This is a genomic window from Streptomyces sp. NBC_01788 (assembly GCF_035917575.1).
Lineage (GTDB): Bacteria > Actinomycetota > Actinomycetes > Streptomycetales > Streptomycetaceae > Streptomyces.
In genome coordinates this window covers 52,755-75,783 of sequence record NZ_CP109090.1, presented here as the reverse complement: position 1 = coordinate 75,783, position 23,029 = coordinate 52,755, and the positions used below count along the sequence as shown (strand labels likewise).

At 65.3% G+C, this 23,029-nt stretch carries 13 protein-coding genes; 4 read left to right on the top strand and 9 right to left on the bottom strand.

What is annotated here, in order from left to right; all coding sequences use genetic code 11:
* Position 1: 1 nt before the first annotated feature.
* Entirely contained in the window at positions 2-697 is a 696-nt protein-coding gene (gene queC, locus OIE49_RS00315; protein ID WP_326800528.1) for a 7-cyano-7-deazaguanine synthase QueC, read from the bottom strand.
* 123 nt (positions 698-820) lie between these two features.
* Between queC and OIE49_RS00310 the strand changes: the two genes are divergently transcribed.
* From OIE49_RS00310 to dbpB (OIE49_RS00295), 4 genes are read left to right on the top strand one after another with little or no spacing between them, the layout of a single operon-like run.
* The gene (locus OIE49_RS00310) at positions 821-1,720 is read left to right on the top strand and encodes a hypothetical protein (protein WP_326800527.1); all 900 of its coding nucleotides are present in this window, start codon (positions 821-823) and stop codon (positions 1,718-1,720) included.
* Entirely contained in the window at positions 1,717-2,850 is a 1,134-nt protein-coding gene (gene dbpB, locus OIE49_RS00305) for a DGQHR domain-containing protein DpdB (protein WP_326800526.1), read from the top strand. Before OIE49_RS00310 ends, dbpB (OIE49_RS00305) begins: the two co-directional genes overlap by 4 nt.
* A complete protein-coding gene (gene dpdA / locus OIE49_RS00300) occupies positions 2,847-4,067 on the top strand; it encodes a tRNA-guanine transglycosylase DpdA (RefSeq protein ID WP_326800525.1) in 1,221 nt (406 codons plus the stop codon). Before dbpB (OIE49_RS00305) ends, dpdA begins: the two co-directional genes overlap by 4 nt.
* A gap of 43 nt (positions 4,068-4,110) precedes the next feature.
* Positions 4,111-5,214 (top strand): DGQHR domain-containing protein DpdB, encoded by a 1,104-nt coding sequence (gene dbpB, locus OIE49_RS00295; protein WP_326800524.1) that lies wholly within the window; start codon positions 4,111-4,113, stop codon positions 5,212-5,214.
* 63 nt (positions 5,215-5,277) lie between these two features.
* On the opposite strand, the gene dpdD is transcribed toward dbpB (OIE49_RS00295), so the two are convergent.
* From dpdD to dpdE, 8 genes are all read right to left on the bottom strand, one after another.
* A complete protein-coding gene (gene dpdD, locus OIE49_RS00290; RefSeq protein ID WP_326800523.1) occupies positions 5,278-7,338 on the bottom strand; it encodes a protein DpdD in 2,061 nt (686 codons plus the stop codon).
* Complete coding sequence (gene dpdK, locus OIE49_RS00285) at positions 7,335-7,853, bottom strand: phospholipase D-like domain-containing protein DpdK (RefSeq protein WP_326806093.1); 519 nt, start codon at positions 7,851-7,853, stop codon at positions 7,335-7,337. The genes dpdD and dpdK overlap by 4 nt, the downstream gene beginning before the upstream one ends.
* Before the next feature lie 2 nt (positions 7,854-7,855).
* Positions 7,856-12,250: a protein DpdJ gene (dpdJ, locus tag OIE49_RS00280; protein ID WP_326800522.1), complete on the bottom strand. Its 4,395-nt coding sequence runs from the start codon at positions 12,248-12,250 to the stop codon at positions 7,856-7,858.
* Between the two features lie 111 nt (positions 12,251-12,361).
* Entirely contained in the window at positions 12,362-13,042 is a 681-nt protein-coding gene (locus OIE49_RS00275) for a hypothetical protein (protein ID WP_326800521.1), read from the bottom strand.
* Positions 13,039-16,092, bottom strand: a complete 3,054-nt coding sequence (gene dpdH / locus OIE49_RS00270; RefSeq protein WP_326800520.1) for a protein DpdH — start codon at positions 16,090-16,092, stop codon at positions 13,039-13,041. The genes OIE49_RS00275 and dpdH overlap by 4 nt, the downstream gene beginning before the upstream one ends.
* The gene (gene dpdG / locus OIE49_RS00265; RefSeq protein WP_326800519.1) at positions 16,085-16,942 is read right to left on the bottom strand and encodes a protein DpdG; all 858 of its coding nucleotides are present in this window, start codon (positions 16,940-16,942) and stop codon (positions 16,085-16,087) included. Before dpdG ends, dpdH begins: the two co-directional genes overlap by 8 nt.
* A gap of 2 nt (positions 16,943-16,944) precedes the next feature.
* The gene (gene dpdF / locus OIE49_RS00260) at positions 16,945-19,518 is read right to left on the bottom strand and encodes a protein DpdF (RefSeq protein WP_326806092.1); all 2,574 of its coding nucleotides are present in this window, start codon (positions 19,516-19,518) and stop codon (positions 16,945-16,947) included.
* A gap of 2 nt (positions 19,519-19,520) precedes the next feature.
* Positions 19,521-22,841, bottom strand: coding sequence for a protein DpdE (gene dpdE / locus OIE49_RS00255; RefSeq protein ID WP_326800518.1), 3,321 nt, complete (start codon positions 22,839-22,841; stop codon positions 19,521-19,523).
* Between the last annotated feature and the right edge of the window lie 188 nt (positions 22,842-23,029).

The window sequence follows — 23,029 nt, the reverse complement described above, 5'->3', positions numbered from 1 at the left end:
CTCAGACGCTCTGGTACTGGACCGGGTCCTTCACGCCGGCCTCCGCGAAGCCTTTCAGGCGCAGCAGGCAGGTTTCGCACTTGCCGCAGGCCCGCCCCTTTTCGTCGGGGTCGTAGCAGGAGGAGGTGAGGGAGTAGTCCACACCCAGGCGCAGGCCCTCGCGGACGATGTCAGCCTTGGACAGCGCGATCAAGGGGGAGCGCAGCGTGATCTTGGAGGTGCCTTCAACCCCCGCCCGCGTGGCCAGATTGGCCATGGTGGCAAACGCCTCCATGTACTCCGGGCGGCAGTCCGGATAGCCGCTGTAGTCCACGGCCGTGACCCCGGTGAAGATGTCGCTGGCACCGACGGTCTCGGCAAAGGCCAGCGCGAACGACAAGAAGATCGTGTTGCGGGCCGGCACGTACGTGATCGGTACCCCGGTGGCTGCCGTGTCCTCAAGAGACTCGTGCTTGGGCACCTCGATGTCGGACGTCAGCGCGGAGCCACCGAAGACCCGCAGATCGATGTCGGCGATGACGTGCCGGGCCACCCCCTGCGCCTCGGCGACCCGCTGCGCCGCCTCCAACTCGATGGAGTGGCGCTGACCGTAGCGGAAGCTGAGCGCATAGGGAGTGAACCCCTGGTCCTTGGCGATGGCCAGCACCGTGGTTGAGTCCAGGCCGCCGCTCAGCAACACGATCGCGGGACGGTCCATGCTGTCACTCCCTTGTCTGGTGTTCAGTTACCTCTGTTGAGACAAGCGAAGCCTACCCCCGTAACTACCGGCTACAGTAACCACAACAACAGACGAGTTACGGAAGCCAGAGGTCGATCCGCAGTGAACGAGTTGCCCATCGTGGTCACGTGCACGCACCGGAAGACCTCACCCCCCACGGCGGACCTGCGAGCGCGCGAACTGCCCACCGGAGACGTGCCCGAGCGAGCTGCCGAATGGGCACGCCGCCTACGCGACACCCAGGGACGGCAAGTGGCGCTGGAAAGCCTCTACCAGGGCGACCAGTGGCGCCGCGCCCAGGACCTCCAAGCCGCTGCCTCCCGAGCAGGATTCGCACCCCGTCTCTATGTCGCCTCGGCCGGACTGGGGCTACGCCCAGTCTCCAGCGCCGCACCCTTCTATGCGGCCACTTTCGTGCCGCGACATGCAGATTCCGTGGCTTCCTCCGGTACCCAGGCATCCCACTGGTGGGATCATCTGCAGCGCATGGACGGTACCAGCGATCTACCCCGCCTCGCGGCCGCCGCCGGACGCGTCCTGGTGGTGCTCTCCGAGACCTACGCCCAGGCCATGCACCGCGACCTGACCGCGCTGGCGGCCACAGGATGCGAGGTCGTGCTGATAGGAGGCGCCTGCGACCTGGACGGCATCGTGCGCGTACCCGCCAACGCCGCCCTCCGCCACACCCTTGGCGGCACTCTCACCAGCCTGAACGTCCGCATGGCCGCCTCCTGGCTCGAACACTGCGCACCGGGACACCTCATCAGCCCTGCCGCACAAGCGCGTTGGACGTCCTGGGCCTCGCAGACAGCCCGCCCCGAGCGCTACGCCCGCCAACCGATGTCGGACGAGCAGGTGATCGACTTCATCCGCAAGATGAAGGACCTCTACCCCGATTCCTCCCGCACCCGCCTCTTGCGCCTGCTGCGAGATGAGGGGATGGCCTGCGAGCAAAAGCGCTTCGGCGCCCTCTATTCTTCAACGATTGGCGGCCAGCGATGACCTCCATTGTGCTCAAGCGCCGCGCCCTGCGGATCGAGCAGCACCCCACGATCCCGCTGTATGTCTTCACCCTGGCGGCGGAAGAGGTGCACCAAGTCGCCGATGTCGCACGGATCTCTCGGGACGAAGCGGGCAAATTGATCGGCTACCAGCGCCCAGAGAAGAAGCAGCACGTCAAACAGATCCTGGAATACCTCAACGGCGACGAGGTCCTCTTCCCCAACGGACTCATCCTCGCCCTGCCCTCCAGCGTGCGGTTCAAATCCAGCCCCGGCCCGGGCAGCAGCGACGGCCTGTGCACCTCGGGCACGCTGGAGATCCCGCTGCCCGATTCCCCCGACGCCCCCCGGCCGGCCTGGATCGTCGACGGCCAGCAGCGCAGCCTCGCCCTGGCCCGCACCAGCAACACCCGCCTGGCCGTGACCATTGCCGGCTTCGTCGCCGAAGACCTGGAAACCCAGCGCGACCAGTTCCTGCGCGTCAACACCGTCTCCCCACTGCCGACGAACCTGGTCACCGAACTACTCCCCGAGGTCGGCACCCTGCTGCCGACCAAACTGTCCGCCCGCAAACTCCCCTCGGTCCTGGTGGAAGCCCTCAACCAGGACAAGGACTCGCCATTTCGCGGACTGGTACGCCGCCCCTCCACCACCGCGGAGCAGAAAGCGGACGCTGTCGTCACCGACAACAGCCTCACCACAGCGATCCAGGAATCCCTCAATTCAACCTCGGGCGTGTTCTTCCCCTACAAAAACCTCTCCAACGGCACCGTCGACACGGCCACCATCCGCCAGATCCTCGTCATCTACTGGACCGCCGTCCGCGACACCTTCCCCGACGCCTGGGGCCTGCCCGCCACCCAGAGTCGGCTGATGCACGGCGTGGGCATCCGCTCCATGGGACGCCTGATGGACCGCGTGATGATGGCCATCGACCCCGCCTCCCCCCACGCCGTGAAACAGGCCCAAGCCGAAATCGCGCTGATCGCACCCCACTGCCGCTGGACCCAAGGCCGCTGGCCCGACCTGAACACTCCCTGGAACGAACTACAGAACAACCCCCGCCACATCAGCACTCTGTCGAACTACCTCCTCCGAATCTATGTGCAGGAAAAGGCCAAAGCGGCGTGAAATTCTATTTCCCTGACAGCCAAGACCTGGTGAGCCCCACCTACGACTTCATCAACGACGAGTACTCGCCCTACCGAGTCCGTCAGCGCGATGACGTCTACGCCCACCAGGCCGTGACGCCGATCCCCTACGACGGGATCCTCGTCAGCAAGGCGGTTGTCGACGGATCCATGAAGGGTGCAGGAAAATACTCCGCCCCGCAGCGCGAGCGTTTCTACCGCCTAGGCGTGAGGAACTTCTTCCGCCTCCCTGACACATGCTCCACCATCGGCGACTGCGGCGCCTTCAACTACATCGACGAAGAACGCCCACCCTACGAAGTCGACGAAGTCCTCGACTTCTACGGCAGATGCGGGTTCGACGCGGGCATCAGCATCGACCACATCATCTTCGGCTACATCCCGGAAGAATCCGACGATGAACCCGAAGCCGCCTGGATCAACCGCCAGCAGATCTCCCTGGAACTAGCCGAAGACTTCATCAACGCCACCAAAACAACAGGCGCACGATTTCAACCCGTCGGCGCAGCACAGGGATGGGGTCCGCACAGCTACGCGCACAGCGTCCAGCAACTGCAGAAGATGGGCTACCGACGGATCGCCCTAGGCGGCATGGTGCCGCTCAAGTCACACGAAATCCTCGCCTGCCTACGCGCCATCGACGACGTCCGACACCCCGACATCGAACTGCACCTGCTCGGCATCAACCGGGTCGACAGCATGGAACAGTTCGCCAGCCACGGCGTGACCAGCTTCGACAGCACCTCGGCCTTCCGCCAGGCCTTCATGGACGACCGCAACAACTACCACACCGCCACCGACTCCTACACCGCCATCAGAGTCCCCCAAGTCGACGGCAACCCTGCCCTCAAACGGCTCATCCTGTCCGGCAGCATCTCCCAGTCCCAGGCCATCACCGCCGAGCGCGCATGCCTACGCGCCCTACGAGAATTCGACCGCGAAGAGACACCCCGCGAGGAAGTGCTCAGCGCTCTGGAAACCTACGAATCCCTCGTCCTCGGACCGAAAAAGAAAAGCTATCTCGGACACTATGAGCGCACCCTGAGTGATGCGCCCTGGCGCACCTGCCCCTGCGCCCTGTGCAAAAAGCACGGAATCGAGATCGCGATATTCCGAGGATCGGAACGCAACAAACGTCGCGGTTTCCATAATCTCACCGTGCTCGAGGCGAAAATGCGCTCCCTCAGCTTCACGTAAAGCTTAAACCTTTTCGCTTTTTTAATTCATTCCAGGAGATGCGATGGCCGACCGATACGAACTAAGGCTTCCGGCGCTCGAAGTGCGCCAGGGCAACCGAAGGATTTACTGCTTCGCCATCGACGGGAAGAAACTCCACAGCTTCGCCGCCGTCTCCCGCGTACGCCGGGACGACAGCAGCACCCTCCAGGGCTACCAGAGGCCCGAGGTCCTCAAACACATCCGCGGCATCCAACGCTACCTCGAGTCCGACAACGCCATGCTCCCCAACGCCCTGGTGCTGGCCTTCGACGACTCCGTCCGCTTCGACACCACAGCACGCCGCAGTAACGGCATCGACTACTCCATCCCCGGCGAGTTGGTCATCCCCGTCGATGAGTCCCTCCCCGACGAGGACAAACCGGCCCTGATCGTCGACGGCCAGCAGCGCAGCGCCGCCATCCGCGACGCCGACCTGGCCGAATTCCCCGTCGCAGCAGTCGGCTTCATCGCCGATACCCAAGAAGACCAGCGCTCCCAGTTCATCCTGGTCAACAACACCAAGCCGCTGCCCAAGGGCCTCATCCACGAACTGCTGCCCGAAACCAGCGGACACCTGCCCCCCTCCTACGCCCGCAAGCGCCTGCCCGCCCAGTTGATGACCCGCCTCAACACCGACGGCCAGGGCCCCTTCTACGGCCGCGTCGCCAGCCCGACCTCACCGCACGGCAACATCAAAGACACCGCCCTTCTGCGCATGCTGGAGCACAGCCTCTTCGAAGGCGCCCTCTACCAGTACCGCAACCCCGAAGACGGCTCCGGCGACGTCGACCGCATGCTCCTGCACCTGCGCTCCTTCTGGACCATCGTGCAAGAAACCTTCAGCGACGCCTGGAAACTCCCGCCCCGCCAGTCCCGCCTCACCCACGGCGCCGGCATCCAGGCTATGGGCTTCGTCATGGACAGCCTCACCGACGACATGCCGGCCGAAGACGTCGACTGCGACCACGTCCGCAACGCCATCATGGGCCTGATGCCGGTCACCGCCTGGACCTCCGGCATGTGGCGCTTCCCCGACGGCGAACAGCGCCGCTGGAACGGCCTGCAAAACACCCCCAACGACATCCGCCTGCTTACCGACCTGCTGGTGCGCGCCGTACGAGGCTGACCCGGTTCACCGTGTCCCATTGAGCGCGATGGGACACGGTGAACAACGCGATCTGGCAGGGGCTTACTTGGTGCGCCGGCGTCCGCCTGCAGCCGCCAACTGCACGGAACGAGAGTGACGCTGCAGTTCATCGACGATGGCACGCACCACCGATACCGACCCCGCGCCCTTCGGGTACACCACCGCTTGGGCGTGCTGGCTGATGAAGTTGGTGGCGGCGTGGGTGGCGCACTGGGTGATCAGCACGCTGAAGTCGGCGTGCCGTGCCACTTCCCGTAGCCGACTGGAGCCGACCTTGTCCGCGGACAACGAAACCTTCACCTGCGGATGGTGCTCTGCCATCCAGGCGTGGACTCGATCCAGCACCCCGGCGTCCATGCCGTAGATCAAAACCTGCGCCGGCAGGATGGTGATGCTGTCCTCGCTGCCGCCTGGCTGATGCCAGGCCGGCCAGTCAAGGTCCAACTCCAATTCGCTGGACAGGGAACGTGCTGAGGCTAGGCAGGCCTCATCGAGGCGCTGGGCGTGTCGATTCAGCGGGCTGAGCAACTGCAGTGCGGCCTGGGCCCGCACCTGCTGATCGGGGGTGGCGAATGCTGCCAACCGGTCGACGAAGTCCAAGGCTTGGCTGGCGGTCTCCGAGGCCACCCACTCCTGCACCCGCATGGTCAGATGTTCGAGGAACTCGTCGTAGTCCTCCGCCGCGGGGGAGGTTCGCAAGAACAGCTCCAGCAGCAGATCCAGCACGGCCAGATTCGCTGGATCGCGTCGTTGCCCGATACTGCTGGCGGTGATCTGCGCCAGTGTCAGCGGCAGGGACAGTCCGCTTCGGGAGACCTCCTGCAAGAACGGTGACAGTGCATACCGCCACACGTTCTCATAGCTTGCATCGCTTAGCCCGGACAGCAAAGCGGCCAGTGCGGCGTCCGCGGCACTATCCGCTGCCAGGGGCAACTCGCTGCTGCCGTCGGACTCCATGTCCCGGCAGATACGCAAAGCGGCCTTATCTCCCTCGGCCGCGGCAGCGAGCAACTCTTCCCACGAGGCGGGCTGCCATGCCAGATCGTCAGCGTCAGAATCCGACGGCGCTTCATCGGCTGACACGCTGACGTCAGCGGTAGGCTCGGCTTCGATGCATGCCGCCTGTGGAGCCAGGGCACGATAGCGGTCCAAACCTGGCGGCACCGCCGAGGAGCGTTGCACCGCATCCAAGGCCGCAATAGCGCCGGCCAACTCGACTTCCTGACCTTGCGCCAGCAGGCCTAGGAGCAAAGTGACTGCGGCGGAATCACCGAAGTGCACTGGCTCCGCATCGGCCAGTAGTGCGATCGGCACTGGTGACTGCGCCAGCGCCGCGCAGGCTTTCTCCACACCTTGCCCGGTCAGCGCCGGCTCGATGCAGGTGGCATGCAGCGCGCTGAGCACTATCTCCTTGACCGCGCGTGGAGGATCCTGCAGTAGCACCTCACGCAACCCCGGCACAGCGAGGAGTTCTGACGCCTGCCCCATCACCGCCAGCCGCTTGATCTGCAGGTGCTTGAGATTGGTCACCGACAGACCGCCCTGGCGGGCAATCTGGTCCAGCAGTTCCGCCGCCACCTGAGGAGCACCGCCCACCAGCGCGGACTCGAAGTCCGTCAGAAGCCGCCCCAACGGCTTGGGCGCTGACCATGCCCGCTGCGGACTGTTCTCCACCAAGGCCAGCATCCGTATCAGCGCCCCATGCAACGCCTTGCGTTTATCGACCGGAGCACGCAGCTTGAAGGTACTAGAGGGCCCATAGCGGGCGGCAATGGCCGCCTCGAGCACATCACCGTCATCCAGCTTGACCGGTATGTCATAGCCGACCTTCACCAACGACGGGCCGGCGAACGCGAGCAGCAGATCGCGCACTACGCCCGCCTCGTGCGGCCGCCGGGCTATGACGTAGTAGGCGGACTCACCCGTCGCCTCCCACAGGCGCGGCAACACCAAAGGAACTCGCCGGCCCCGGAGGGCACCCTCGCGGAAGGAAGCGCACCATTCAGGATGCTTTCCCGCGTCATTGTGCAGCGGGTCGAGAAACAGGTTGACGAACGCCGCAAGCAGTGCGGCGTGGTCCCTCTGGCTATCCTCGAGGCTCATCCGGCCTGCCCCCATTCGTGCTGAAACTCCACCAGAGCCTGAGCGGCGCTGCGCTCGTCCACGGCGTAGGTGATCTGCTCCTTGTTGCGGGCCAGGCCGTTGCGGGTGAAGTTCATTGAGCCCTGAAATATCCATCCCGGACCCACCAGGCACTTTTCGTGCACAATGTCGTCTTCGATCACACGCAGGTCGCAGACGTTATCCGCCCCGGACCGCAAGCGGTGCACGAACGCTTCGTTGGCCGCGGCCGGCCGAGTCACCACCCGTACGCTGCTGCCAGTTCGCGCCAGCAGCAACAGCAGATCCGACAGCCGACACCGCTCGGGCGGGTCCTCGCCAAGGAGATAGTCGAAGGCGCCGTCGGAGTTGTCCACCAACTCCACGTCGCTGATCCACGCCGACACCAGCCATACCTCACCGGTGCCGACAGCCAGTTGCGCCAGCAGTGCGGTACGGATCAGCGAGTCCGCACGCAATGCACTGCGTGCATTGGTACGAAGTGTCCGTCCCGGCATGCTCACTGCTCCGACTCCTTGATGACAGCCCGCACCAGGACATACTGGTGATCGCGGCTTACTTGAGTAACTTCGCCGTACAGGCGCATCACACCGCGGTCCACCTCAACGAGCGGAACCTGCAGCATCACCGCCCGCAGCACCTCCGGCTGATTGAGCGGCAGCGCCAACTCCACTTCCCTGGCCTGCGCGAGCATCTTCTGGTACTGCGCCACCCAGTCCTGGGAGGTGACCTTGATCCGCGGGACTTCCTGCGCGTGCACTGCAGCTACCAGCAACCTGTCCAGCACAGCTGGCTGTTCACCGTCCCGGTAGGGCTGGTACGACTCCAAGTGGTGGTTGCGGGCTTGATCACCGCGCGGCCACAGCATGCTGAACGCCTGGTCCGACGTCAAAGGCCGCGGCAGGGGCAATTCACCGGCTCCCGCCGTATACGCCACCACTCGGGCATCGACCTCGATACCGAGCGCTTCCTCCAGACCATCCCAGGCTTGGATCAGCGCCCAGGCCGCGGCATCTGTCATCCGGTCCGAGCCTGGGCGCAGCAGGCGCGTCGCCAGTGCCGCCACATCAGCATGCCGGGGGGTGCCATCCAACACCGCCCATGCCCTGCGGACCTGCTCCAGTGCCTTCCCTGCTTGGCCAGCGGACTGAGCAGCGCGTGCCTGTGTCATCGCCTGTGCCAAATCCCCGCCCGGCTCCTCAGCCACGACATGCCGCAGCAGATCCGTTAGCCGCCGGTCGGTGTACTCATAGGCGTTGGGCCGCAGCGCTGCTGCCACCAGCGCCCAAAACCGGGCCGGGTCTTCGCCGTAACGGTAGGCCAGCGACTCAACGATCCCCAGCCCACCCTCGGACGTTTCACTGATCCAGATCGTGTCGACGTCGTTGCTGCCGGCCACCACGTCGATGGTCACGTCGCCGTCCTGGGAATCAGGGCAGGTACGCAGCACCGCCTCCAGGATCGCCGCAGCCAACGTGTCGCGGTAGGCGCGGCGGGCCAGATCAGCGGTGACGGAGGCGATTTCGGCGGAGAACAGCAGCGCACCCGCCTCATCCATGGCCTGCGCCACATCCGGCTGCTGGCTGAGGCTTTCCAGATCCGCTGTCACCCGGTCGGTAGCGCTCCCTGCTGCTTGGGCGCCACTGCCAGTTGGGTCCTGCCGGTACAACATCCGAATGATCTGCGGGACCTGATCGCGCCACGCTCCGCCTGCCAAAGCGGCATGGATCGTCTGCGGCGTTTCCTTGTGCAGTCCCCGAAGAGCGAATGCGGCCAGGTAGACCAGCGCCAACCAGCCCCGCTGAAACACATTGGCGTGTGCACTGATCCGCGGATCCTCAGCGACGATCCGGGTGAACGCTTTAGTACGCCACTTCGGGGAGCACAGATGCTCCACGACGCGCGGCGCCGTGACATCCAGAGCGGCAACCCGGACCTGGAGCGCATCAACGGATGACGCAAACCCCATAGCGGCAGCCTCACCGTCCAGCGCGTAGCGGACCGACACTCGCTCACGCTGGGCCGGCGTGCCTCGTGCGATGTCGCACTCGGCACCGTAGGTCATGCGGCGCACTTCGATGGGGTTGCCCGCCGCGTGCGTGGCGAAGCCTACCTGCGCGATGCGGCCCTGCCAGGATGCCAGATCAGGCACGGTGGCCTCGGTCGGCCCGCTCGACCAGTTGTGCACGAATTCACTTGCCCACAGCGGACGGCCCTGCGAGTAGCTGGCCACATCGTCGGGCGGTGCGGCCAGGCTCATCGTGTGCGGGCGCATGACCACCAGCGCCCCGAGGTCTACTCGGCCGCTGTTCCACTGGCCCTGCGGAAAACCGAACTTGACGATCCCCTCCAGATCGAGGGTGACCTCCTCGGCGCCCGCCGGCACCTCCAGCCAGGTGCGATGACGGTCGCTTTGGTAGCCGAAGCGGCGGCTAACCCGACCGGGAACTGCTTCCGCCAGCGCCCGCCCCACCGGCAGTCGTTCTTCGTTGTCGGTGGGGAAGGGGAGGTCGAATTCCACCTCCGGAAGGTTCAGCGGATCAAACAGCGAGCGGGTGATGAACTCCGGCAAGAACGCCGCAGGGGCCGCTCCGGCATCGTTGTGCGCACCATTGCCGCCCACCAGAAGGCGCCGCACAATCGTCGGAGCGACCGCCAGCATCAGCGACCGTGGCTGCTCCCACAGCAGTGCCAGCACACCGTCGTCATCCAGCGCCAAGGCTCGCTGCAGATGCATCGTAAGTTCGGCCAGCAACGCATCGTCGCCGTCCGACAAAGAAGCAACAACACTAACTATGTAGTGCCGCGCTCGTGCGTGCTTCTCGCTCGGCGCCGGATCGGCGGTGCCGGTCAAAATGGAGCGTGCATCCACCGCGAGGCCCTGCTGACGTAGCCGGATACCCAGCCAGTCCACCAGTGCCTGCGCGCCTTGAATCTTGATGATGTGCCGATTTGTCAACGGCAAAGTCCGTGCGGCCACCTCGGGGGAGAAGAGGGCGTCATAGCCTTGATAGGCCAATCGGTCCCGGCCGAAGTCGGACAGCGTGACAACCGTCAATGGTCGCGTGCCGCGTTCACGTCCGGCACGGCCACGCCGTTGGAGGAAGGACGCAGCGTCATGGGGAGCTTTGTGCTGCAGCACCATTCCGACACGAGGATCGTTGAAGCCCACCTCCAGTGACGCGGTCGCCACCACCAGGTGGGCCTCTGCGTCCACGCCGGCGTCCTGCGACGAGGTCCGCCCGATCAGCAAAGGCCGCTGGGACAGATCCGCGCTGAGGTGGTGCCCGATCTGTTCGGGGAGATTCCACGATTGGCCGGCCGCATACCGTTCGTCCTGGGCGGGCAGATCCGGACTGCGCAGTGCCGCGAGTACCGGCTTGTCGCGCTTGCGTCGTCCTTGTCGGCCGTTCTGGCCGCCTTCGGCGTCCCGCAAGTCGTCGTAGAGCCGGTTGGTGACGTCCAGGTCGTCGGTGAACAAAAAGCCGCGGCTGCCATGAAGGGACTGCCGCAATGGGGTGGTGGGGGAATCAAGCAGTCGGCCCTGCAGCATGGCGGTCTGGATCGCCACCGACAACAAGCTCACACCCGAGACAGGATCGCCCCGCAGCGCCAGCGCGTACTCGCGGCCCTCGCTCTCCAAGTCGGTCGGGTGCGGTTCGATCAAGGTGACCTTGTCGGATTCCAGGCCGGTCAACTGCGCCATGAACTGATCGGCGTGGCGCAGCGTGGCACTCAGCCCCACGAACGTCACCGGGGCACGTCGGGCATGACGCCACCGCCGCAGCAGCAGGGCAGTCTGCGCTCCGGTCGCCCCGGAGTGCGTGTGCACCTCATCCAGCAGTACCACCCGCGGCCCCGCCCCCGGCACCCAGCCCAGCACCCGCCCCAACATCGATCCGGCGCTGGCACGATTGAGCATTTCGGTGGTGGTGAACAGCAACTTGGGAGCGTCATTGCACAGCGACTGCCGTGTCAACGCCACCATCTTCTCGGGCAATTCGCGCTGACACTGCGCACACCGAAGTACTTCCCGCTGCTGGGCGATGTCGCGACGCGACCAAATCAACTGCCCGCCGTCGCAGGAGGGGCATCCCAGGTAGGGGCAGACGAACCCGTCCCCCAACACCGGCCACGCCGTGCCCGCGCGATGGGTATCAGGCTGGGTGAGGTTCTTTCCCTCCCACGGGGTTTTCGCATACAGCACACCGATGCGCGGCGCGCTCAAGCCCTGCTGCAGCAGGCGAAGATTTCCCGTCACCGCGTCGCGCAGCTGGTCTCGCAGCAACTCCACCCGTGGATACAGCGCCAGGGTGTGCACCGCGTTGCGGCGCCGGTCGTGCGCCAGGGCCGCATAGTCGGGCAGGTAGAAGGCCAGCGTCTTACCGCTACCGGTGCCGGCGCTGACCACAATCCCGCGCGAGTCGGTGGCCTGCAGACCGTGCAGGACCGCTTTGGTGGCGTCGACTTGGAACCGGGACAGTGCATAGGTGCCGATCTGGCTTCGTGCCACCTCGGCATGCAGGTCTGTCCAGCCCGGCACCTGGGCCATCTCAGCGATCGCCTCGTCGGCGGCAATGTTCCGCTTGGGGTAACGGCGTTCGGCCACGTGTAGGCGATAGTCCGCGACCAGACGCCGGCCCTGTTCCCACCACCGGTCCGGAAGGGATGAGCCGGGCCGGTGATTGCGAGGAGCAAAGGATTGCCGCAATGTCGCCGCCAGACGCAGTCCTTCCGCCACGCGGGTGCGGTAGCGGACGGGACCGCCGGGCAGGCGGAACAGCAGCCGACGCTGCTCCAGGCTCGCCAGCAGGCCCTCGCCCCCTATCTCAGCGGCCTCCGGGTCGTTCTCGGCCAGCTTCCACAGCGCACCTACCACTTCGTCGTGCGCCAAGGCCCCCTCCGTCACCCCCCAGGACAGCAACGGCAACTCAAGGTCTTCAAGTACCGTCAGCGCACGTCCAAGCAGAGCGCGGCTGGGAACCGTCTGCGAAACCACCGACCGTCAGTCCGCCTTCCGAGTGACAGAGATCCAAACGTCCTGATCGTATTGACGCAGCAAAGCAATGTCATCCGCGCTCAGGTCACGCAGCGTCATCCCGCCAGCATCGATGCGCTCGACCAGTTGCGCCAGTTCCGCCGGTACGTCACTGGGCGCATGCGCCAATAGGCGCATCATGTCTGCATAAGCGGTGCAAAAGCCTCGGATCACTGTGCCGTCGACGACTCGCCGCTCGGCATACCCGCGCAGATCCCGCAGCAGTGCCTCCGCCTCACGCCGTTCCGCCGGAGCCAGCGCCGCAAAACGTCCCGAGGACACACCACTCACCTGCGCCCGAGCCCACTGCGCCCAGGCCTCTCGGATCGCTGAGGTGAACTCCTTCGCGCACGCCTCGAGCGCCTTTTGCGCCTCGGTGAACACCCGATCGCCCGGAAGACCGCCACGAGACTTGTTCACGAACCGCTCGTAGGCGCCCACCAAGGGCGTCAGGTCCACCGACTGCCCGGTGCGCTCCTTGAGCAGTGCAGCAATCGTCACCTGCCCGGTGGCCTTGTCCAACGCGCCACGCACCTCGTCGATGCGTCGCACCAGCCGCTCCTGCTGCACCGCATCCTTTTGCGCCTCGGCGATATGCCGCGCCTGATTTTGCAGTTCGCGTGCCTTGTCCAGAACCGAAGTGGTCACTTCTCGCCCTCCGACGCCGCCGGTGCGACCTGAGCGATCTGCTCCCAGGCGTCCATCAACGCTTCCATCTGCTGGCTGGCCGTGCTGGCGGCTGTCTGCCCGCGCTCTTGGGCGGATCGCAGCGCATCGCTGAGGAAGGCATCAGCCTCCTGCAACAGGCGATGCATGCCGGCCAAATGCGCATCCCTAAGCGGGACGACGCCCTGCAGCATGGCGGCCAACACATCAGCCTTCTCCAGGCCGGGGGTGAACTTGGCCAGATCTTTTTCCAACACCGTCACACTCGCCCAGTCGGCGTCCTGGATCTCCTCCATCAGTTGGCGGATCACCGGTACCTGACCGCCACCTTCCAGACCCAACTCCACCGCCACCCGCAGTGAAGCACCCAACTGGCCGAGCAGATCGGCTGAGCGCTCTCCTCGCGGGAAGCGCTCCCGGATCCCCTGGAGCAAGGAGGTCAGGTGCGCGTGCTGGGACGGCACCAGGACCCGCCACCCCGCCAACGACTGTGCAGCATCTTGGGCCCACTTGGGCAACTCCGTCTCGCCCAATTCCCACATCGTGAGGGCACGGCGCAGCAGTGGCAGTGCTCGGGCAGCGTCGACGACCTGTACTGCGCCCGTTCCTTGTCCCACACCGAGCGCTCCGCGCAGCGTGTCCACCAACGGCCCACGTTTGGCCAGATGGCTGATCAGGCTCCGTTGCCACATGTCTGTCCGGGAGGACGCATCCGGGCGCTTCCAGGATTGGCCGGAATCGAAGGCGGCGGCATGCAATTTCTCCAGCGGCATGCCCGGGTGAGCTTGGCCGGCGAGCGCTGCACCCATCAACGACACACGCATCCCCGCCACCAGATCATCGTCGGCGACTTGTGACTGCTCGGTGACACGTTCACGCAGGATGCGGGCGTAGCGGTCAGCCATGCTGGACAAGCGCACGACGTCCTGAGGCCTCACCCCGACGGTGGATTCAGTGCTCAGCAGGATCAGGCTCTTGAAGAATTCCGCGTTGGCGGGCTTCCGCTTGAAAATGACAGGCGAATCACCCCGGGCCAGAGCCTCAGCCGATGCCTGCTCGATGGAGACAGTGCTCGCCTTGTTGGTCCAGCCTGCCTTGTCAACTTGGCTGGAAGACAGTGGCTTCACCGGAGGGTTGAGCCAATCCTGTCGGTAGAAAGCAGCTCGTGAAACCATCGAACGCACGGTGGAGGCTTCCGCTGTCGGCAGGCCGGTGTCCCCGGTGCTCCAGTTCTCCACCAGGTCCAGACGCTTTTGCAGACTCGGCGGCAGGAGGGATTGCCCCTCATCGGGCGGGGCGACTACAGGGGACTTCACCGTTGCCTTGGGCGTCTGGGGGAGCGCGCTGGGACGATCAGTGTCGAGGGGGAGGTCAGGCAGGGAGAAGGCGGTGGCGATACCGCGTTCGAGGTTGACCAGTTCGGCGGGGCTGTTTGCCCAGAATTCCAGTAGTTTTTCACGGCGTGCGCCATCAGTCTGGTCGAGGTCCTCGATCTGTTCCCGCACCCGACTGGCCAGAGGCAGGTCTCCTGCCTCGCGGTTGCTCTTGAAGCGACCGCGGAACTGTTCGTCGGGGAACGAGCCCTCTTGGATGCTCTCGAAGCCCTCGGTCAGGACAGGGATCAAGGCCCGACTGAGAACGGTCCGTGGCACGAACGCTTTCGGTTGTGCCGCCGGAGCGACCGAGTGGACGGTCCGGTTGAGTGCGAAGCGGTTGAACGGGTACAGGCCATACCCTTCGGCCGACTTGCCGAAGGTGTCATGGCAGGGGGCTTGGAAGGGGCATTTTTCGCACTGGTTGGGCACCGACTCTCCGGCGTGCTCCAATTCCTTGCGACCCACCCGGGCAGCGTTGAGGTAGCGGCCGGCGAAGGAGGCGACGGCTTCGGGACTGTCCTCCTCCAGGACAAGATCCAGGTTGTAGACGTGACCACCGGTGGAGGCCTCAATGCGGGTGAGAGCCGTTTCCGGCAGATCGTGGAAGTAACCGCTGGTAATGGCCATGAGCGTGCGCATGGGAGCAAGAGCGGTGCGGCCCTCGCGCTGCGACGTCTCGGTGATCGCATCCAGCAGATCACGCTGCACACCCTGAATGAGGGCGAAGTCCTCGACCAGCAAGACAATCTCTTTGCCCTGCCGGGCGTAGATCTCCCGCACCTTCTTCATCGCATCGAGGACGCGTCCGCCGCCCAGCGAGGAGGTGGCCTGGACGGACTTCTCCCAGTACTCGTTGAGCATGTCCACCGCAGCGTCGCGCATCTGCGGCTTCGACAACAGCAACCGCAGCATGACCCGTGTGGGCGCGGCCACTCCGTCCATCACGGAGGCGACACTGAGCGGCAGGTCATCGACGGTGAAAAGGGGAGGACGCTCTGCATCCGAACCGCGATCGCTGAGCATGTGCTCGGCAAAGCGCGGGATGAACTTTCCCTCCTCCAACATCTGATCTTGCAACACCGGGTCCTGCAAGATCAACGCCAGGCCCTTCAGACCCGCGAGTTGCCGCTGCTTACCGCGCAGTTCACCAGCCACAGTCCCCGCAAGCGCGATCATCAACTCATTGATGAGCCGCAGGGCCAACGCAGAGGCATTCGTGCCGCTGGTGGAGCCTCTGACATCCGAGCGGATCTGAGTGATCTCCTCATCGTCGACCCCCTCCAGCAGCGACTCGATCACGTGCCGCAGGCTGGTCTTGGACTTCTCAAGGTAGATCACCTTGCGCTTGTCCGAGGGCAGCAGGTTCTCCCGCACCCAGCGCACCAGGTGCGACTTTCCCGATCCGGACTCGCCGACGATCGGCATGAGCACCGTGCCGGTGGCGGTCTTGCGTCCGAGGAAGTCCTTCAGGACGTCCTTTTCGCTGACTAGTTGGCCGGTGTTGGTGAACTGCCTGCCCTCGATCTCAGCACGCTGAATCTGCAGGGGGGTGTGTGTCGCCAAAAAGACTGCAGGGGAGGCCACCACCGCTTCGGTCTGGATGGTTGAGACAACCCGCTCGACGTCCCAGCAGACGTAGTCGCGCAGTTCAGGCATCGTCGCCCTCCAGCAGGGTGATGGAAGAACAAATACGGGGAGAGGAACGCTCCGGGTCGTGCAGATTGATGACCACGGAGGCGTCCGAGTCCTGCCCCAGCAGCAGCCACCCCTCGTGCTCGCCCCGCAACAACGCAAAGGACAAGGCCGCACCAGCAACCTTGGGAGCATCAACGACATAGCCCAGCGACGTGGCGAGGACCCCACCAGCCACCACAGGCAGTTGGTGGCGCAGCAACTGGACGACGCTCATGGAATCAGTGGCGCGGCCACGCTCGAGTCCATCGGTGAGCACCTGATGGACTGCACCTGTGCAGTCCGGCACGTGCCGATTGGCGGCGTGAGGCGCTGGCGCGATCAGCCCTAGGGCAGTTCCCCAAGCAGCGAATGCGGGCCAACGTGTGTCATTGGTCAATACGAGTTGGCCGTCCGGTGCGGTGCGATTGTGGACCTGGTCGACGATCGCCCAGTTGAAGGCTTCTTTGAAGGGGTCCCTTGACAGGATCCAGGCAAGAGCACGCCGGATGTCCTCGGGCGGATCCGGCACCTCCCCGTCGACCCCCAAAATGGCCGCACGCGCCACCTTCTGGAAGCCGGCAAAGTCGTCAACGGCGATCTTCTCCAGCCCACCAGCAAGGGACCAGGCGTCGTCTTCGGATACAACAGCCAGTCCTAGACCCTTCAACGTGTTCAGGGCGTGATGTACCGGGCCGGCGTTCTTCGCCTCCTCGCCCGGCTCCAAGTACATGGTGATCGTCTTCTTGGACACCGGCTTTCCCTCTGACGCGAGGAAACGTACCGCAGTCCACATGACTCCCGGCTGCGGAGTGGGGGTGTTCAGCAACTGCATCGTTAGAGCTCTTTTCTCGCATGCTCGAGGGAGACCGTGGTCGCATGGGTGTCGAGAAGGAGACGACCGGGGCGTTCTGGGTCTTCTGCCTTCTCGGGATGCAGCAGGTAGATCGGCTCGCCGTCGGACAGACGCGTCCAGGCGTCGGCGTCCACAACGGTGGCGTTCTCCTTCTCCACCCACACCACCAGGCCTTGGACCTCGTGCACCAGGCTGCCGTCCTCATCAAAGACCACCGCGGCCGAACCGGCCTGCTCTTGGATCTGACGTGCCTGCTCGGCATCAAGACCGGGACCGCCGAAGTAGGAGACTCCCAACCGCGCCAGGCGCACCAGCAAGGGCATCAACTCTGTGCCGCGCTCGTTGCCGCTGCGCCAATACAGGCACAGGCTCGCACTGTAGGGGTGCAGTCGGTGCAGCGGAGCCCTGCTGCGTGGCCATTCGGCGATGTCCGGGTCGGGGGAAAGGGGAGTGCGATACAGCGTTCCTGGGCCGCCGGGCGGCAGACCCTGACGCCGACACGAAGGACACCCGCGACAGGCCGGCATGGTGAAGTAGCCATCCACGGTGTAGTACTGCGCCAGGTCATCGGCCAGGCAGCGTCGACGCAGCAGCAGTCGCTCCATCCGCTGGAGGGCGCTGTCTTGAGCTGCTCTGATGTCGCGTCGCACTCGGTCGATAGCGGCGGCGAAATAGGCGGGATCGTTAGTCTGCCCGTCCTTGAGGTCGACATCCACGAGGTCGGGTGCCTGGTCGTAGAACGCGGTCAGCCTTCGCTGCCACGCCCCCTCGTCCTCCCCTTGCCCACGCTGCGGCGGCTCGGGAGGCCGGATCTCGATCAGGCCGGCGCGCACCATGAAGTTGAGGATCTGCTCGTTCCATCCGCGGTGGCGTTTGAATCCCTCGGCCAGGCGCGTCGGTCGGTGCGCAAGGTTCAGCCGGTAGAAGGTGCCCTCGCTCCTGGTGTGCTGCAAGAACATGCCTTCCCACCAGCGCTCCCACGCGGTAGGAGCGGTGATGAGGTTCTGGCGGTTGAGGGTGTGCGCGATCGCGCGATCTGAGGGAATGGTGGCGAGGTAGGCCAGGGACGGGCTGCCATCCCGCCCGCCGCGTCCGACTTCCTGGTAGTAGCGGTCCACCGTCTCGGGCAGGCAGGCGTGGATCACCGTGCGCACATCACCCAGGTCGACCCCCAGGCCGAAGGCGGAGGTGCCCACGATGACGTCGAACCGCGTCGGAACGGGGGAGTCGTCTTGGCGGCCCGCCCAACCAGACAGTGCCGCACGCCGCTCCTCCTCGGTGGAATCACCATGCACGGTACCCACCCGGTGCAGGCCGGCCTGCCGCAGCCTGTGCAGCCACAGTTTGGCGTCCTCACGCCGCGCCACATACAGCGCCATCGGCTTGGGCAGGCGGGTGACGGCCTCCAGTACGGCCTCAGTACGTTTTTCCTCGTCGGAGAAGGAGTCGATGAAGTAGGCCGGCTCTTGCCGCAACTCCGATGCCCACACCATTTTCGCCTGCCTCGGGCGGGCGAAAAGGTTCTCCAAGGTGCTGACCTGCTGCTGCGTGAGCGTGGCACTCATGGCAACGGTGCGCGGCGCCCACTGCTGACCGGCTGCGCTGATCCAGTTGCGCCGCTGTGCGGCCAGCGACTGAAAGGCCGTGCGGAAGTCGTTGCCCCACTGCTCGACGAGATGCGCCTCGTCCAGGATGAGGTAGTGCAAGTGCTTGGCGTTGGCAGCCTCCAACAAGGCCGCCTGCAGCCCCATGGTCACCGCCTCGGGGGAGGCCACCACCACCCCTTGGCGTCCGGAGACGATGTCGTCACGGATCTGCTGCTTGGCGGCGGTATCCAAAGAGCCGACATAGGCATACCTGCGCCGGGCGGCGTCGGGGTGGATGCGACTGAGCAGGCTGCGGATGCGGCGTTCCATGTCGATGGCCAACACCACCGTGGGAACCACCAGCACCGACACGCCGCCATGGGCGCCGGCCAGCAAGCATGCCGCGAGCGCCACCGGGGTCTTGCCATGCCCGGTGGGCAGGCAGACGATCGCCGTTTCCCCCGCCGGCATCATCGCCAGCGAGCGCGCTGCCTGCTGCTGGCCCCGGGACAAGTAGTGGCGGTAGTCCCACACATGCGCCCAAAACGGGTCAGCAGGTGTGTGATCCAACGCTCGCCGCATCGAGGAGTCAGCCCCCAAGACCGCCTGGCGGACCTGATCCAGACCCGCTTCGCACGCTGCGGCAGAGTCCTCCGCAGGCGCCCACGGCACGCCGCCTAGCAAGACGCGTTCACCGTCGAAGAGCACGTCCACGCCGCCCGCCCGCCACTGCTCGAGCGTCGGCAACCCCTCACGCAGGGGAACCGGGAGGCGAGCAGGGTTACCCAAAGCATCGGCACGCAACAGGATCTGATGCGTCAAGGTGACGACGTCGCGCCATCCGCTGGCATCACTACCTAGTCCGGCCAGCGCATCGCTCAACCGGCGCACCGTCCCAACCGAGGGCGCATCCATGCCCGCTGCCGGCCACGCGGCGAACAGGCGACGCGCCTGCCCCCATTCATCCATGCTCACGCCTGCACGTACTCCAAGCCCCTACGCACGACGCACACGGCGGCGACGATACGGATCACCGGACGGGACAACCCCTTGGCCAACGCCTGCAAGATGGCGGCATCGGTCACCAGGCCCTCGGTGTCGGTCACCAGATGGCCTGCGGCGCGCCGGGCACCGCACTGGGCGTTGAGGACGGCGGCCACCTCCAATGCCTGCTGCTGGGCTTCCTCGCAGGTGGCCGTCAGATTCGTGTGTTGGTGCAGGAAACCGAGAGCGGCCTGTGAGGCCTCGCGGGCAAAGGTGCCGGCGGCCTCCTGCCCGCCGAACAAAGCGAAGTACTCATCAGCGCGTGCGCTGTTGTAGTTACGGTCACCGTTGAGCTTGTCGTACGGTGCGTTCAGCCATGCCACCTGCGCCGGGTCGGTGACAGCCCGGTTGGTGCCCCCTTCCACCCACATCCGGCGTACGAACGGAGCAAGGATGCGGTCGGCTTGCCGGCGCAGGGCCCGCGCCGCATCCGAACTGTCCTCCACACAAGACAAAGCGGCTGCGACATCGGCTTCGATGAGGAAGTCAAAGCCGTAGTAGGGCTGAGGCTCCTCACCACGCGGCATGCGCCGGTCGATGCGGCGAAACGCTGCGGATTGCCCCAAATCGTCATTGAGGACCGCTTCACTGAGCAGGTCCACCAACGGATTGCCCAGCCTGAAAAGCCGCGTGCCCGCGTGCCGCAATGCCACTGAACGGTTGAACACGCCCGCCGCCAGCACATCATCAGTGATCCGCTGCTGCACCCGCCGCCAGTGCCGCGGCGCCAGCAGGGGGTGCGCCGAACCCACGTTGAACTGGATCGCCGGTACGCCGTTGACCGAGCGCGTCACGTGCTGCAGGCGGATGCCCCCACTGTCCTTGTCGGTGTAGCCCTCAAGCGCCGACTGGATCTGCTTCCAGTCCGTCTCCACATCGATCAGAGATTGTGGAACACTGCGCAGCCCCTGCCCGGCGGTGTGAATGGACTCCAACAGGTCCATCTTGGCGATCTCCTGCTGTTCCTCCCGCAGAAGACGACGTACTTCCTCTCGCTGCGCCAGCAGCCCCTCCGGTCCGGTTGCAAAGGCCTGCTCCCACACCCCCTGAAGGGATCGCGCGATGGCATCCTGCAACGTCGAGGTGGAGGCGTCGAAGACCTCATAGCCCTCGGTCAGCAACGCCGCCCACGCCTCGCTGAAGGAGGCATCGCTGCCGTTTTCATCGGCCAGACGGAACTGCGCGGCAGGCTCGTCACCACCTGCACCCTGCGCACCGGGGTAGCGGTCCACCCGCCCCAGTCGCTGCTCCAACTGATTGGCCGACCACGGCAGCCGCAGGTGAAACACGCCGTCGGCCACCTGCAGGTTCAGTCCGTCCTCGGCGGAGTCGTCCGCAATGAGCACCGCCTGCCCTGCAGCGTTCGACCACGCCGTCAGCGCATCCGCCGCACCCGCCGGTCCCTGAAGCCGAGAGTGCTCAGCCACCGTCAGCCGCCCGAACCGGCGCCTCAGATGGTCAGTGAGATAGCCGGCCATCTGACCCGGTCCGCAGAAGATCACCGACTTCTTCAGCCCACGCAAGTGGGGCAACAAGGCGTCCACCAGGGCGCGCATGTCCTCCCGAGAAGGCGCAGAGATCTCTCCTTGAACGCTGTCGAGCAGGCCGCGCTCGGCAGCCACCACTGGGGCTGCGGCCAGCAGCGCCCTTTCCTGCGCGCTCACGCCGGCCCGCTGTGCAGCGGCCTCATCGGCATCCACCCGCCATCGCAACACGTCGACGACGTCTTGAGGCAGGCCCGTCGCTCGCGCAGCAAGAACGGCCAGCACCATGCCGTAGGTGGCGCTCTCGCCGGTAGCTTGCTGGTTGTCCAGATGGTCACGTACCTGGTTCCACCAGCGCAGCACCAAGTCCGGCCCCGCGTCTGCAGTACCGGAAGGAGCCGGCATGAGCGTCGGCCGAGCCCGGCCCCGCACCATGTACGTCAACCCCATCGCTTCCGGCTCGGTGCTCTCCCGCAGCACCGCCTCGCGACGATGGCGGATCACCCGCCGGTGAATGCGGTAGGTCTCACTGAGATGAGCACGCACCTGTGCGACCCGGTAAGCGAAGTCGCTGCGCAGGCCTTCATCGATCAGTTCGTCCTCATCATCGAGCAACGTCAGCACATCGCTGGCGAGCTGGTGAAAGCGGGTGTCGGAGGCGGGCAGGAGATCGGCGATGTCGGCCAGGCTGTCGCGGATCACATAGTTCAACTCCGGATCAAGGGACTGCACGGAGTCGGCCAGCGCCGCGCGCATCACATACCGCTTCTCGAACTGTGCCTGCTGGTCCCACCGGTACAGCTTCGGATCCAGCAGGTGCAACAGGCCCAGATTGGTCAGGTAATGCGAGGTGACCGGCGTCGCCGACAGCAGCAGCAACCGCTGCGCAGAGTGCGCCAGCGCACACAACTCCCGGTAGGGCGACTGCTGCGGGCCCGACTGCACCAGAGCGTGCGCTTCATCGACCACCACCAGCGCAAAGCCCTCATAGGTCTGCCACTTGTGCGGGGTCTCGTGGGAGGTGACGACCAACTGCTCCTTGGAGAAGTCGCCGATGTGGAACTTCTCCTGAAGCTCGCTCAGCCACTGCCGACGAAGCGCCGCGGGCGCGACCACCACAACTCGCGCAGTCGGATCGTCCAGCAGCACCTGCCGGATCACATAACCCGCTTCGATCGTCTTGCCCAGTCCGACCTCATCGGCCAGCAGGTACCGTTGGATGGGGTCGGAGAGCACCGTCAACGCGGCATCGATCTGATGGGGGTAGATCTCCACCGAAGAGGACACAAACGCACTCATGCCAGCGCAGGCGCCACGCTGACGCACCAAGCTATGCAACATCGGCAGGCGTGCCTTCCGGAAGGGAGCGGTACTGCCTCCCCGCACGGCGAGACTGGCCACGGGATCCTGCACCGGCCGATCCCAGCGGACGTAGAGATCGTCCACGGAAACCGGCAGATCGTAGTCTGCATTGGGGAACCGCACGATGTACTCACGCTCACTGGCGTAAGCAACCCGTCCTGCGTTCCACGCCCCGTTGCGGTTGCGGCTCCTCCACCAGATGCGCTCCTCGACGTCGAGAAGCACCCGATGGGCGAGCCGGTCAGCAACCCACTGCGAGTGCGCCACCGTTGTAACCGGAGACTCAAAGTAGTCGACGCGGACACGGCCGTCCTCCACCGCTCCGATCTTGCCGATGCCCGGCCCCCCCGGCACCCGCACAAAAGTACCAATCCGCGAACCATCCGCGTGACCGTACGTCATGGCCCTGCCCCCCACGTGCTGTGCAGTCCGCCGTTCTCAGAGCCAACGCCCCCCAGGCGTTATAACTGCAAATCCTTCACCATTTGAACACATTCTCGGCGCGTAGTTGAACCCTTGAGGGTGTGCAGACTTCGCCGAGCGAACGGGAGCGCCTGTATAGATGTAGCGCACATGGGCCATAAGGGGAA